Here is a 13,323-nt window from a genome sequence, read left to right as displayed (position 1 = left end):
TCGGCTCAGCCTGCCGCTGCCATCGCCCGCCACGCCTTTCTGGCGCGGGAGCGGGCTCGCGGGGCGGCGTATTCGATTCGCCGACGCGCCTCGGAAGCGCTGATCCGCAGTAGATCGCTCAATAGCTCTGCTGTATCGCGGTAGCCGGTGTCGGCGGCGAGGCCGCGGCGCTCGGCCTCGGCAACGGCCGCGACCATGGCCGCACCCAATCGTCGTCGCCGGCGTTCGGTTTCGACGAGGGTGCGCAGCAAGTCGACATCGGCCAGTTCCGACCATCCCCGTGCCGGAGCATTCGGTGCCAACGCAGTCGAATGTGTGTTCACGCGGGAGAGCCTACCGCAGTCTCGAACATTTGTTCGATAAAAGACGCATCCAGCGCGTCGAACTTTTCAGGGATGCAAGACTGCGTTCGACGGGCCGGATCCGCTGCTGCGGCAGGAGCCCGCGGCGGCGGGCGTGATTTGCCGGAATGGGGGATCGCGTGACCGGGGCAGGGTGGGTCTGAGAGGGTCGCCTCATGAAAATCGGTGTCGCACTTCCGCAGATGGCTCCCGGCTACGGGCCGGGTACGACGCTCGACTGGGCCCGGCGAATCGACGCGGGCCCGTTTTCGAGCGTTTCCGTCGGTGAGCGGGTGACGTTCTCGAATCCGGAGATGGTCGCGACGCTGGGCGCCTGCGCCGCGGTCACCGAGCGAGTGCAGGTCCTGGCGAATCTCTGGGTGCTTCCGCAGCATCCGATGGCGATGGTCGCCCAGCAGATCGGCACCCTCGATCAGCTCGCGAACGGCCGCCTCGAGGTCGCCGTCGGTGTCGGCGGTCGCGAACACGACTACCGCGCTCTCGGCGCTGATTTCAAGCGACGCCACCAGCAGCTCGACGACAAGGTCGCCGAGCTGAAATCACTGCTCGCCGGCGAACCCCCGTTCGAGGGTGCGGACCCGGTGGGGCCGGCGTGTGTGCAGCCGGGTGGGCCGATCATCCTCGCCGGTGCGATGGGGCCGAAGGCGATGCGCCGGGCGGCGCGGTGGGCCGACGGCATCTCCGGCTTCAGCATCGCGGGTGACGCCGAGGAGATCGCCAAGGTAGGCGATCGCGCCGACCGGTACTGGGCCGAAGCCGGTCGGACGACGACCCCGCGCAAGGTCAGCGGCTGCTTCACCGCCTTGGGCGTCCCCGACGCGTCCGAGGCGCTGCGCTCCTTCACCGCTCGCTACCTCGGCTTCCTCGGGTCCGACCTGGCCGACATGGTCGCCGCGTCGGCGCGCGCGTCGAGTCCCGAGGTGCTCGCCGGCATTCTCGACGGCGCGGAGCAGGCCGGCTGCGACGAGTTCATCCTGGTCCCTGCCGTCACCGACCTGAAGTTCCTCGAGGTTGCGTCCGAGGTGGTGGCCGCGCGGCAGTGACGCTCGGTGCGTCGTGACCCGTGCTTGGGTGCACGGGCTGTTGCGCGCGGACGCCAACGGCCCGAGATCGTCTCGGGCCGTTGGTCTTCGGACTGTCGTATCCGCCGCCATGTGAAGACGCCGTTAGTTGATCGAGTTGGCCAGCCGGTCGGCGTACGGGGCGGTGAATTTTCCGACGATGGGCAGCGCCGCGCGGACGCCGCCGGTGTTGTTCGCCCGGACCATGGCCATGATCCAGACGACGACCGTGAAGACCGCGACGACGAGGCCGACGAGGCTGAAGATGATCCCCAGGGCCCCGAGGAGCGAGCCGACGATACTCAGCACGATATTGAGCACGGAGACCGCCCCGAAGAAGACGATCGATTGCGAGGCATGGAATTTCACATCGGGATCGTGCTTCCCCACGAAGAGGAAGATGATTCCGGTGAGCCACCCCAGCGCGTACGACAGGATCGCGCTGGTCTTCTTGTCCAAGCCGGCGGACTGCGGTTGGTTCGCGGGAGGTTGAGAAAATGTCATGAGGTGAGTAGACGCCGCGCGCGCCCCCTACCGATCCCAACTTTCCCCGCGAACCCGCAGGTCGCTGCTACGCCGGTCGCTGGAACCTGCCGTTCTGAATGCCGGTGGTGAAGGCGTCCCATTCGGCGGGGGTGAAGATGAGTGCTGGGCCGGTGGGGTTTTTGGAGTCGCGTACGCCTACTGTGCTGTCGCTGAGGTGCGCAACCTCCACGCACGCATCTTTACCGTGGCTTCGCCGGCTCTTGTACCACTGGGCAGTGGACAGGTCGACACTCACGCTCTGTACTCCTCTAAAACCGCTTGCAGCAACGCCCTGGACTCCGTCTCGCTCAATGCAGCGTTTCGGATGCTTGAAACCGCTGCATGGTACTGCTCGATCTCGTCGGACTTGTCCAGGTACAAAGCGCCAGTGTAGCCCTCGACATATGCGACAGGTGGCTCGGTGAGCGCAGGGTTCGGGTGGTGCGGGAATTCGAGCAGCACGAACGATCCGGCCTGTAGCCCGAGGTAACCGCCGAACGTAAGAGGCACGAGGCTGATGGATACGTTAGGGCGGTTGCTGAGGTCGATCAGATGGCGTACTTGGTCCGCCATTACGGTTCGCCCGCCGATGTGGTGGCGCAGCGCCGCCTCGCTGAGCATCACGTCCAGAGTGAAGGCGTCGGCCGAATCTTCAAGGCGTCGTTGTCGTTTGGCCAGGAGTTCGACGTGTCGTTCGATCTCCTCCTCGGTGACGGTGGGATCGAACGCGAGAGCGATCGCGCGCCGGTATCCGGCTGTCTGCACCATTCCGGGCAGCAACGTCAACTGAAACGATGTGATGCGTCGTGCCGACTGTTCGAGCCCGATGAACAGGCCGACGTAGTCCACGATCTCGTCACGGTAGGACTGCCACCAGCCGTCCTTTCGTGATTGTTCAGCAAGCCACAACAAAGCGGTCCGGTCGTCCTCGGTTGCCTCGTACACATCACACAAGGCCCGAATGACCATCTTCTTGATCTGGCTGCCTTGGCCAGTTTCCAAGCGCCACAACGTATGTGTGCTGATCTCGGAAAGCTGAGCGGCTTTGTCGCGAGTCAGCTTCGCCGTCTCGCGGAGCTCGACCAGGCGGCGAGCGAGAAGGCGTCGGGGCAGCGTTGTTGTCTGTGCGGGCATGCATCCACCTCGTTGACAGAAGCCATTGGATCATTGCAGCTGATTTGCACTGATTTGAGTTGCCATGAATCGTAATGCAAGTAGTGCAGTTTGGGCTCGGGCAATGGTGTACTCGATGTGTGCGAGCGGTGGGGCGGCCGACCCGGCAATCCGCAAGCACCTCCACCACATCCCCGTCTTCGGAAGCCCGAACATGCCGAAATTTCCCATGCTCGAACAGCCGGACACACTGCCGGACACCGATGGAAGTCGACGAAATGATAAGCGCCCCAGAGCTATCGGGCTTGTTCGACCCGGCGTGTCCGGCGCGGACACCTCGCGGCACGCGCTGGCGATCGAACGCCATGCCGAGCGGCTGGGTTATCACTACGTCTACACCGTGCGGCCACCCGAGGATCGGCCGGATCCCGTCGGTTACGGCCTGGCGATCGCCCTCGGTATCGACGCTGCCGCGGTCGTGGTCTACGACTTGAGCACCCTCGATCACAGCCCGGCGCGGGTGTGCGACTGGTGTGATCTGGAAACGGTGTGCCCGCCTGAGACGTGGGCGCGCAGTCCGATCGCACCGGAGCACGCCGGGCCGCCGCATCCGCTCACCGAATCGGCCGCGCGGCGAATCATGCAGCAGCACAAAGGGTGTAGCGCCCATCGGTGTCCCCGCAAAGCCGCCGCGTTCGGGTTCCTCGTGCGGGCCGGGAAGATCGTTCCTCCGGTTCACACGCTGCGCGAGCGTGCCGCGGCGCGCGGTATCCGGCTCGACCCGATCGGCAGCGAACTGCCGGTGGCGGCGGGTCCGGACCTCGGCACGCTCCTGAGCGTGCTGGACGGGCTGCTCACCGACATGCGGAACCAGAGGTAGGCGGTGATGGACGACAGGACCAGGTGTACCGAGGCGGACGGTCTGGAAGCGGTGTGGACGATGAAGAATTACCGTCATATCGAGATCAGGCGGACGCGCGATACGGCCACCGGCGACGTGATCGAGTTCGCGCCGGGCACCGATCTCGCGGCGGCACGGGAACAGACGGCCGCCGCTGGGCCACCGTCTGGGATCGCGTTGCCCACCAGATGTGGACCGAATGGATACCGGGCCACCGCAATTCGGAATCTGCGCCCGTAACGCGGTTCTTCGGATGAGCGCGGAGGCGGACAAGTCGAAGTGGCCCAAGGCAATCGGATATGTCCGCTCCGATCTGGCGGGCGATCGGCGAACTCGGATAGAAGCCGCGATTCGCCGGCGCGCGACCGAGGCGGGTTATCGCCTGCCGGCGATGGTTGCCGACGTGCCGGTGCCTGATCTGCTTCCCGCTGTGCGCCGGGTCGATGCGGTCGCGGTGATCGTTCACGATCTGGCGCATGTCGGCGGCAGTCCGCGATCGGTGTGCGGATTCGCGGCCCTGGTCACAGTGGAGCCCGCAGACATGTGGCGTTGGGGTTACCAGCCGGATTGGTAGTGCGGGTCGCAACGCTCGTCGCGGTGACATGCTTGCGGTGGGCTGCTTCGGTGACCGCCCGGGCCCACAGTCCGCTCACCCTGAATTTTTCGTGCAAACCTCGGCGGAAATGCGCGAAAACCGCCAAAAACGGCGGGGTTTGCACGATCAGTTCACCGTCACAGTCGCGCTGCGACTCAGTGGGCCCGGGACCGAGAACGAGGACGACCGAACCGGATTCGGTTCAGCCCGATCCGGATCCGCGACGCGCGCGGCGGGCGTTGTTACCGTCGCTGGCATGGATTTGCAGCTGAGCGGTAAGCGGGCCATCGTCACGGGCGGCAGTAAGGGAATAGGCCTGGCCGTCGCGCGCGGACTCGCGGCCGAGGGCGTGGATCTGGTGCTCGCCGCCCGATCCGCCGAACCGCTCGCGGCGGCCGCGCAGGCACTCGCCCAGGAGAGCGGGCGGCGGATCGTCGCGGTGCCCACCGACACCGGCGACGACGAACAGGTGCGGGCACTGGTCGAGCGCACCGTGGCCGAGCTGGGTGGGGTCGACATCCTGATCAATGCCGCGGCCACGCCGTGGAGTGCCGGCGCGCCCGCGGATCTGAACGCCACCAGCGACGACATCGTGCGCCGCGAGGTCGAGATCAAGGTGCTCGGATATCTGCGCACCGCCCGCGCGGTCGCGCCGCATCTGATCGCACAGGGCTGGGGACGGATCGTCAACATCAGCGGACTCGGTGCGCGGCAAGCGAATTCGATCGCCCAGACGGTGCGCAACGTCGGCGTCTCGGCCCTGACCAAGAATCTCGCGGACGAACTCGGCCCGCACGGCGTCAACGTCACGGTCGTGCACCCGGGCCTCACCCGGACCGAGCGGCTCACCGAGCGGCTGGCGGCTCAGGCCGCCGAATCCGGCACCACCGTCGAGGAATTGGAGGCCGGTCTGGTCACCAACTCGATCCGCCGGGTGATCGATGCCGGCGAGGTCGCCGACGTCGTCACCTTCCTGGCCTCGCCGCGCAGCATCGCGATCACCGGCGATGCCGTCGCGGCCGGCGGCGGAGTGCCGGGGCCGGTCTACTACTGACGCGAAACCACGCGGGTGCCGGGGGCGCCGATCGGGCAGGCGAGGAATCGGGTCGCGGTCAATGCGACCCGCGCACAGGCTCTTTCAGTGGCGGCGCTCGCACGCGGCGAGGAAATCGTCGACGATGCGGGTGCAGTCGTCGCGCCCCGCGCGGCCGATACCGGTGAGCCGCACGAAGACTATCGGCCCGACGAGCTGCGCCAGCACCGCGGTGAGATCCCGATCGCCGAGCAGTGCGCGCGCCCGCGGGTCGTCGAACAATTCGTCGAACGGGCGGCGGTAGGTGTCGATGAGATGGGCGCGCAGCGAACCGGACCGCACGCCCTCGCCGTGCGCTTGCGCGTCCCCGGTCGCGAGCCACGCCAGCGTGGTCAGATGCAGCGGTACGTCGTTGATCGCCGCGGCCTGCCGGGTGAGCAGTTCGATCAGCCGCTCCCGCAGCGGACCCGCGTCCGGTATCTCGACCACCGGCGGCATCAGCTCTTCCAGCGTTGCGGCACGCAGCCGCGCCACGGTGTCGAAATGCCGGTACAGCGTGGTGCGCGCGACGCCCGAGCGTCGCGTCACCGCATCGATGGTGACCGCGTCCAATCCACCGTCGCGCAACAATTCGGCCGCGGCGGCCAGCAGGCGGCGACGTGAGCGCGCCTTGCGCGGGTCGTCCTCGGATTCGATCGCGGCACTCGATGTCATGGTCTCAGGATTCCTCCTCGGCAAGATCAGCGGCCGCACGGGATAGAAACGATACTTCGAGTAGCATAGCGAAACTGACAGTATCGTTTCTCGGGAGGCGCGATGAACGCAACCATGACCGAGCTCGTACCCGTGCGCACCCGGTGGGTGATCGTCGTGTCCTGCCTGGCCGTCGCGCTGGTCGTCGCGTCGATGGCGGCGCTCTACACCGCCCTGCCGCAGATCGCCTCGGCCACCGGCGCCACGCAGTCCCAATTGACCTGGATCATCGACGGTTACACGCTCGCGCTGGCCTGTCTGGTACTGCCGGCCGGCGCCCTGGGCGACCGCTACGGCCGCCGCATCGTCATGATCATCGGACTGGCTGTGTTCGCGATCGCGTCGGCGATCCCGCTGGTGGTCCACGGCCCGGAATGGCTGATCGGCTCGCGAGCAATCGCCGGAGTGGGCGCGGCACTGGTGATGCCGTCGACGCTGTCGTTGCTCACCGCCGGGGTCGAGCCGGATCGCCGCAATGTCGCGGTCGGGATCTGGGCGGGCACGGTCGGAGGCGGCGCGGTCATCGGCATCCTGGGCTCCGGAGTGCTGCTGTGGCGCTGGTCATGGCTGTCGATCACGCTCGCGATGGCGATCTCGGGCGCGATTCTGGCGGTCGCGGCGTGCACGGTCCCCGAATCGCAGGATGGCGAGCGCGCGCGGTTCGATCCGTGGGGTGCGGTGAGCGGCGCGGCCGCGGTCGGCCTGATCGTGATCGCGGCCCTCGAGGCTCCGCAGCGAGGCTGGACCGATCCGATGGTGCTGGGCGCGGTCGTCGCGGGGCTGGCGGTCGGCGCGGCCTTCATCGTGATCGAACTGCGCGCCGAGCAGCCGCTGCTGGATGTGCGGCTGTTCGCCGGGCGCGGCTTCGGCACCGGGACACTGTCGGTGGCGGTGCAGTTTCTGGTCTCGTTCGGGTTGTTCATGGTGATCGTGCAGTTCTTCCAATTGATCCTGGGTTATTCGCCGCTGCTGTCGGCGGTCGCGATGGCGCCGATGATCGTGCCGATGGTGGGGCTGTCGGTGATCGCGCCGTGGCTGGCGCAGCGGTTCGGGCTGCGGCTGCCCACCACGGTCGGGCTGGTCGTCGTCGGGGTCGGCCTGCTGTGCCTGTCGCGGTTGACGTCCGTGAGCACCTTCGTGGATGTGCTGTGGCCGCTGCTGATCATGAGCACCGGCCTCGGCCTGGCCGCGGCGCCGGCCACCGCGGCGATCGTGGACGGCGCGCCGGCCGACAAACAGGGTGTGGCGGCCGCGGTGAACGACGCCGCTCGCGAGATGGGCGCCGCGCTGGGCATCGCACTCGCCGGCAGTGTGCTGGCGGCGGGTTACAGCCACCGCATAGCCGAGATCGCCGACCGGATTCCCGAACCGATCCGCGGGCCTGTCACCGGCTCGCTCGCGGGTGCGCTGGCCGTGACCGAACGTATCGGCCCGCAGGCGAATCCGCTTGCGGAACAAGCGAAATCGGCCTTCGCGCACGGCCTGAATCAGGCGACACTCGTGCTCGGGGTGGTGACTCTGGTGGTCGCGGCGATCCTTGGAGTATGGGCACCCTCCCGGGCGCGATCCGCTGCCGGGTCGGCTGGTGGCGGGTCGGCTGGTGCCGGGTCGGCTGGTGCCGGGTCGGTTGGTGCCGGGTCGGTTGGTGGCGGCTCGGTTGGTGGCGGGTCGGGTGGTGCCGAATCGGTCGGTGCCGGGTCGGCCGGCGTCGAATCCGGTGGGGCCGAATCGGCCGGCACCGAATCCGCCGTCGAATCCTCTGCCGGAGCCGAGCGGCGCTGAGCCGGAGTGTCGGGGCCGTCGTCGCCGCATGGGAGTACGTGGGCGTGTTGTGATGGATGTGGGCCGGGCACCGGTCACCCGCGGGTGTGACGGTCGGCCCGCACGAGTGGAGGTCGAACCGAGGAGCGGCGATGGCGCAGGTGAATGTGGCGGTGATCGGATACGGGTTGTCCGGGGCGGTGTTCCACGCCCCGCTGATCGCCGCCGACCCCCGGCTCCGCGTGGCCGCGGTGGTGACCTCCTCGCCGGAGCGGGCCGACCAGGCGCGCGAGGAACATCCCGGCGTGCGGGTATTCGCCACGGCCGGCGAATTATTCGGCGCCGCAACGGATATCGATCTGGTGGTGATCGCGAGCCCCAACCGCACGCACAGCTCGCTGACGCTGCGGGCCGTGGAGGCCGGGCTGCCGGTGGTGGTCGACAAACCCTTCGCCCTGACCGCCGCCGAGGGTGAGGCGATGATCGAGGCCGCCCGGCGGGCCGGCATCATGCTGACGGTATTCCAGAATCGGCGCTGGGACAGCGACTTTCGCACGGTGCGCCGGCTGCTGACCGACGGCGCCCTGGGCGAGGTGCGCCGCTTCGAATCCCGCTTCGAGCGCTGGCGGCCGCATATCAAGGGTGGGTGGCGAGAGGTCGGCGGCGCCGACGAGGGCGCCGGCATCCTCTACGACCTCGGCAGTCATCTGATCGACCAGGCGCTCGACCTGTTCGGCCCGGTCGAGGGCGTCTACAGCGAACTCGACGCCCGCCGCCCCGGCGTGCGGGCCGACGACGATGCCTTCGTGGCGCTCACACATGCCTCGGGTGTGCGATCGCACCTCTGGATGAGTGCCGTTGCGCCCCAGCTGGGTCCGCGGTTTCGGGTGCTCGGCTCCGAGGCCGGTTACGTCTGTTACGGGCTGGACCCGCAGGAGGCGGCACTGCGGGCCGGCCGTCGCCCCGGCGACGGGCAGCCGTGGGGGAGTGTCGATCCCGTCGACTGGGGTCAGCTCGGCGCCGAGGGCGAACTACGCCTGACCCCCAGCGAGCCCGGCGCCTATCCGGACTTCTACGCCGGGGTCGCCGCCGCCCTCCTGGACGGCGCTGAACCGCCGGTGGACCCCGCCGATGCCGTTGCGGTCCTGCGCATCATCGAGCGGGCGCGCGCGGTGGCGGCGCGATGAGCGGCCGTCAGGGTTTGCGGGCGACGCCGCCGTAGGCCGCGATCTCGGCGGTGCGGCCGACCTCGCGGGAGTCGGGCAGCCACTGCGTGATGCAGGTGAAGCCGGGCTCGACGAGCTCGAGCCCGTCGAAGGCGGCGGCGATCTCGGCACGCGTGCGCGGATAGTACGGTGTACCACCGGTTTTCGCGTACTCCGCACACAGGTCGACATACGGCTGACTGTCGTCGGTACCGTCCCAGAGCACCAGGTAGCTGCCGGAGGGGACCGCCGCCAGCACCGTGCGCACGATGCGCAGCATGTCCTCGTAGCTGCGGGCATGGCCGAGGACGCCCATGAACATGACGGCCACCGGCTCCTGCATATCCAGGATGGCCTCAGCCTCGGCGATGATCTTCTCCGGCTCGTGGAAGTCGGCGTTGATGTAGGTGGTCACGCCCTCCGGAGTGGTGCTGGTGAGCAGTGCGCGGGCGTGCGCGAGGACCAGCGGGTCGTGGTCGACATAGACGATCTTGGCGTCGGGCGCGACATCCTGCGCCACCTCGTGGGTGTTCTGCATCGTCGGCAAACCGGTACCGATATCGAGGAATTGCCGGATTCCGGCCTCGCCGGCCAGATGACGCACCGCCCGGATCAGGAATTGCCGCGACTGCACCGCCATGGTCGCGATATCCGGATCGATCTGCAGGCTCGCCTCACCGACGGCGCGGTCGACCTCGTAGTTGTCCTTGCCGCCCATCCAGAAATTCCAGATACGCGCCGAGTGCGGGATATCGGTGCGGATCTGCGCCGGATCGTCGATGGCCATAAGTGCTGAGCTCCCGTAGGTGTGGGGCGCCGCCGAACCGCGCGGCATCTCGTCGGTGCGAACTACGCGAGTATAGACCTCCTTGCCGCTGTCGTGTCGGAATATGTTGCAGGACCGAAATATTCGCGACCCCCCCGGGTGAGTGGCTGTGCGCACGGAGCGGATTCGCCGGTACCTGTTGCGCGGCAGAGGTATTCGGAGAGGCGGCGTGGGGGCTCTGGTGTGACAGCGACTCTCCTGTCTAATTAGCTGAAAGTGTGCCGAATTGCCTCGACTGCTGGCGTCGACGGGCGGTGGCGTATGCTCTCGCCCTCGCTTTCGGTGATGGAAGTCTGGTGTCTCTCACCACTAATCAAGCGTCCAATCTGGAAAGGTGTCCATATCGCCGCGCCGAACCGGCACGTTCCATTCGTTCTGCGCGAGCGGGGTTTTAGGTTTTCCTTGCCTCAGGACGTAAGGTTGCCGATCGGTTACTGGATATCTCTTCTCACATGGAGGTGGTAGAGGGCTTGCACAGCACAGTGGTCGTCGTCGGGTCCGGGTTCGGGGGGATCGGCATGGGAACGGCGCTGCGGCGCGCGGGGATGGACGATTTCGTCATCCTGGAAGAATCGTCCGAATTGGGTGGCGTGTGGCGAGACAACACGTATCCGGGATGTAACTGTGACGTACCGGCGCACCTGTATTCGTTCTCGTTCGCGCCGTATCGCGATACGGCCGTCCGCTTTCCGGGCCGCCGCCGGACCTTGGAATATCTACGGTCCGTCGCCGCCACCGAGGGTCTATCCGCCCACCTGCGCACCGGCACCGCCGTCACCGAGGCGACATACTCGGAGTCGGAGGCGCGCTGGGAACTGCGGACCGCGAACGGGATTCGATTCACCGCCGATATCGTGGTCTTCGCTGTCGGCCAATTGCATCGCCCGAACATCCCGGAGATTCCGGGCCGCGACGAATTCGGCGGCGCGTCGTTCCACACCGCCGACTGGGACCACGCCGCGGATCTGCGCGGCCGGCGGATCGCCCTGATCGGCACCGGATCCAGTGCGGCGCAATGCCTGTCGACGCTCGCCGACACCGCCGCGTCCGTACGGATATTCCAGCGCACGCCGCAGTGGATCCTGCCCAAGCCGGCTCCCGAATTCGGCCCGGCGACGCGTGCGGCGCTCCGGCTGCCCGGTGCGCAGCGTGCCTACCGCTGGGGTCTGCAACAGGCCGCCGACACGTTGCTGGCGCCGATGATGCACCGCCGCTGGCCCGCCCGGCCTGCGGAATGGGCAGCGCGCCAGTATCTTCGACGGAGCATCGCCGATCCGGTGCTGCGCGGCCGGCTCACCCCGGACTACCCGATCGGCGCCAAACGGATCGTCTTCGACAGTCACTTCTATCGCACGCTGCGCCGCGACAACGTGGAACTGACCACCGCCGCGATCGCCCGCATCACCCGCGACGGCATCCTGACCGCCGACGGCGGACGCTACGACGCCGACGTGATCGTCTACGCGACGGGTTTCCGCGCGTCCGAATTCCTGGCCCCGATCACGGTACGTGGCCGTGGCGGCCGGTCCCTGCAGGATCGTTGGCGTTCGGGGGCGGATGCCTTCATGGGCTTGGCAGTGCCGGGATTTCCCAACGCCTTCCTCATCGCCGGGCCCAACTCGTTCACCCCGGCGGGCAGCAATCCGACGATGAAGGAACATCAGATCGCCTACATCATGCGCTGCCTGCGCTGGCGCGACGAGATCGGCGCGGCGGCGATCGAGGTGCGCGCCGACGCGATGGCGGCGCATCGGGAATGGCTGGCCGGCGCGCTCGCGACCACGGTGTGGTCGACGGATGTGCCGAGCTGGTACACCCACGACAGCGGTGCGATCACCAATCCCTGGCCCGCCTCCGTGCGCACCTACGCCCGGATGCTGCGCCGCCCGCCGGCGCTGAGCTTCGTGCCGGTGCACCACACCGCCACGGCCGAAGCGGTCGGAGCCTGACCCGGATCGCGTGAACGGACCGCCCGGCGCGAAAGTCATTGCGCCGGGCGGTCTTCCGATCAGGCCACGGTGGCGTCGAGTTCGACCTCGATATTGCCGCGGGTGGCCTTGGAATACGGGCAGATCAGATGAGCGCCCGCGACGAGTTCGTCGGCGGTCTGCTGATCGATCCCGGATGCTTCCAGATGCAGTGCGGCGCTGAGCCGGAACTCGTCGCGCTCGGTGTCGTGGTGCAGGGTCACCTCGGCCACCACGGCCAGATCCTTCGGCGTCACCTTCTTCGCCGCCGCCACCCGCCGGATCGCGCCGACGAAGCACGAGGCCCAGCCCGCGGCGAACAGCTGTTCGGGATTGCTGCCACCGCCCGCGCCGCCGAGCGCCTTCGGCACGGCCAGGGTGATGTCCAGTGCGCCGTCGTCGGAGGTCGCGCGACCGCCGTTGCGGCCCTCGGCGGTGGAGGTCGCGACCGCGGTGTAGGTGATGTCGGCCATGGGAAGATCCTTTCGGTAGCGGGTGGCGAAACGGTATTTCGCCGGCCCGCGCCGTCGCGCCCGTCGGGTGACGCAACCGGTGTACGTCACCCGGCTCGCGATCAGTCCTCGTCGTGGGCCAGGTGTTGCCTGGCCTGGTCGTAGTCGCCCTCGAGGTGGTGTCCGGGTCCGTAGACGAGATGGACGACACCGGTGCGGAAGGCGGTCGAGCGCAGCAGAGTGAGCGGGAGGGTGGCGTCGGCCTCGTCGAACAGGCGCATGCCGGACCGCACCGCGATCGGATGCACCAGCAGATGCAGTTCGTCGAGCAGCCCAGCGCTCAGCAGTGTGCGCACCACCGACACCGAGCCGGAGATGGCGATATCGCCGCCGGATTCCTGCTTCAAGGCCGTCACCCCGGCGATCAGATCACCCTGCAGCACTTCGGAATTGCGCCAGGTGAAGGTGTGATCGCTGCGCGACACCACGATCTTGCGGGCATCGCCCAGCTTGCGGGCGAAGTCGGCATCCGGCCCGCCCGCGGCTTCACGTTCCGGCCAGGCGCCGGCGAAGCTGTCGTAGGTCTTGCGCCCCAGCAGCAGGGTGTCGGCGGTGCCGAGCTGGGCATCGACCGCCGCGCCCATCTCGTCGTTGTAGTAGGGGAAGTGCCAGTCCTGCGGGTTCTCGACGACGCCGTCGAGAGCGATGAACAAGCCGGCCGTGATCGTGCGCATGATGTCTCCTGGATCGAGAAGTCCCTGTTGCACGA

At 67.8% G+C, this 13,323-nt stretch carries 15 protein-coding genes; 7 read left to right on the top strand and 8 right to left on the bottom strand.

From position 1 onward, the window contains the following. Positions 1–5: 5 nt before the first annotated feature. Positions 6–323 carry a DUF222 domain-containing protein gene (locus NK1_RS12625; RefSeq protein ID WP_063002454.1) on the bottom strand — a complete coding sequence of 106 codons (318 nt, stop codon included), beginning with the start codon at positions 321–323 and terminating at the stop codon, positions 6–8. Positions 324–517: 194 nt separating this feature from the next. Between NK1_RS12625 and NK1_RS12620 the strand changes: the two genes are divergently transcribed. Next, complete coding sequence (locus tag NK1_RS12620) at positions 518–1,405, top strand: LLM class flavin-dependent oxidoreductase (RefSeq protein WP_063008724.1); 888 nt, start codon at positions 518–520, stop codon at positions 1,403–1,405. Positions 1,406–1,528: 123 nt separating this feature from the next. Here the strand turns inward: NK1_RS12620 and NK1_RS12615 are convergent, their stop codons facing one another. The 3 genes from NK1_RS12615 to NK1_RS12610 all read right to left on the bottom strand — a co-directional run bounded on the left by NK1_RS12615 (position 1,529) and on the right by NK1_RS12610 (position 3,082). Next, entirely contained in the window at positions 1,529–1,927 is a 399-nt protein-coding gene (locus NK1_RS12615) for a DUF4870 domain-containing protein (RefSeq protein WP_063008723.1), read from the bottom strand. 67 nt (positions 1,928–1,994) lie between these two features. Beyond that, positions 1,995–2,204, bottom strand: coding sequence for a DUF397 domain-containing protein (locus NK1_RS33685; RefSeq protein WP_084460817.1), 210 nt, complete (start codon positions 2,202–2,204; stop codon positions 1,995–1,997). Beyond that, complete coding sequence (locus tag NK1_RS12610) at positions 2,201–3,082, bottom strand: helix-turn-helix domain-containing protein (RefSeq protein ID WP_063008722.1); 882 nt, start codon at positions 3,080–3,082, stop codon at positions 2,201–2,203. Before NK1_RS12610 ends, NK1_RS33685 begins: the two co-directional genes overlap by 4 nt. Positions 3,083–3,380: 298 nt before the next feature. On the opposite strand from NK1_RS12610, the gene NK1_RS12605 reads away from it, so the two are divergent. From NK1_RS12605 to NK1_RS12590, 3 genes are all read left to right on the top strand, one after another. Beyond that, positions 3,381–3,941, top strand: coding sequence for a hypothetical protein (locus NK1_RS12605; protein WP_063008721.1), 561 nt, complete (start codon positions 3,381–3,383; stop codon positions 3,939–3,941). 274 nt (positions 3,942–4,215) lie between these two features. Next, positions 4,216–4,536: a hypothetical protein gene (locus NK1_RS12595; protein ID WP_063008719.1), complete on the top strand. Its 321-nt coding sequence runs from the start codon at positions 4,216–4,218 to the stop codon at positions 4,534–4,536. Between the two features lie 277 nt (positions 4,537–4,813). Beyond that, positions 4,814–5,611, top strand: a complete 798-nt coding sequence (locus NK1_RS12590) for an SDR family NAD(P)-dependent oxidoreductase (RefSeq protein ID WP_063008816.1) — start codon at positions 4,814–4,816, stop codon at positions 5,609–5,611. A gap of 84 nt (positions 5,612–5,695) precedes the next feature. On the opposite strand, the gene NK1_RS12585 is transcribed toward NK1_RS12590, so the two are convergent. Next, entirely contained in the window at positions 5,696–6,304 is a 609-nt protein-coding gene (locus NK1_RS12585) for a TetR/AcrR family transcriptional regulator (RefSeq protein WP_063008718.1), read from the bottom strand. A gap of 102 nt (positions 6,305–6,406) precedes the next feature. On the opposite strand from NK1_RS12585, the gene NK1_RS12580 reads away from it, so the two are divergent. Together NK1_RS12580 and NK1_RS12575 are read left to right on the top strand one after the other, a co-directional pair. Further along, positions 6,407–8,125 (top strand): MFS transporter, encoded by a 1,719-nt coding sequence (locus NK1_RS12580; protein WP_084460816.1) that lies wholly within the window; start codon positions 6,407–6,409, stop codon positions 8,123–8,125. Positions 8,126–8,256: 131 nt separating this feature from the next. Beyond that, on the top strand, positions 8,257–9,291 hold the full coding sequence (locus NK1_RS12575) for a Gfo/Idh/MocA family protein (RefSeq protein WP_063008717.1): 1,035 nt from the start codon (positions 8,257–8,259) through the stop codon (positions 9,289–9,291). Between the two features lie 7 nt (positions 9,292–9,298). Here the strand turns inward: NK1_RS12575 and NK1_RS12570 are convergent, their stop codons facing one another. Next, positions 9,299–10,096, bottom strand: coding sequence for an SAM-dependent methyltransferase (locus tag NK1_RS12570; protein WP_063008716.1), 798 nt, complete (start codon positions 10,094–10,096; stop codon positions 9,299–9,301). Positions 10,097–10,587: 491 nt separating this feature from the next. Here NK1_RS12570 and NK1_RS12565 point away from each other — a divergent pair, with 491 nt between their 5' ends. Continuing rightward, on the top strand, positions 10,588–12,084 hold the full coding sequence (locus tag NK1_RS12565) for a flavin-containing monooxygenase (RefSeq protein WP_063008715.1): 1,497 nt from the start codon (positions 10,588–10,590) through the stop codon (positions 12,082–12,084). Positions 12,085–12,143: 59 nt separating this feature from the next. Here NK1_RS12565 and NK1_RS12560 read toward each other — a convergent pair whose 3' ends face one another. Then, positions 12,144–12,575 carry an organic hydroperoxide resistance protein gene (locus NK1_RS12560; RefSeq protein WP_063008714.1) on the bottom strand — a complete coding sequence of 144 codons (432 nt, stop codon included), beginning with the start codon at positions 12,573–12,575 and terminating at the stop codon, positions 12,144–12,146. Positions 12,576–12,676: 101 nt separating this feature from the next. Next, the gene (locus NK1_RS12555; protein ID WP_063008713.1) at positions 12,677–13,288 is read right to left on the bottom strand and encodes a dihydrofolate reductase family protein; all 612 of its coding nucleotides are present in this window, start codon (positions 13,286–13,288) and stop codon (positions 12,677–12,679) included. Between the last annotated feature and the right edge of the window lie 35 nt (positions 13,289–13,323).

The organism is Nocardia kruczakiae NBRC 101016, from assembly GCF_001612965.1.
In the GTDB taxonomy this organism is placed as follows: Bacteria; Actinomycetota; Actinomycetes; order Mycobacteriales; family Mycobacteriaceae; genus Nocardia; species Nocardia kruczakiae.
Note: the sequence above shows the minus strand (reverse complement) of the source record. Positions and strands in the feature narration are given on the sequence as shown.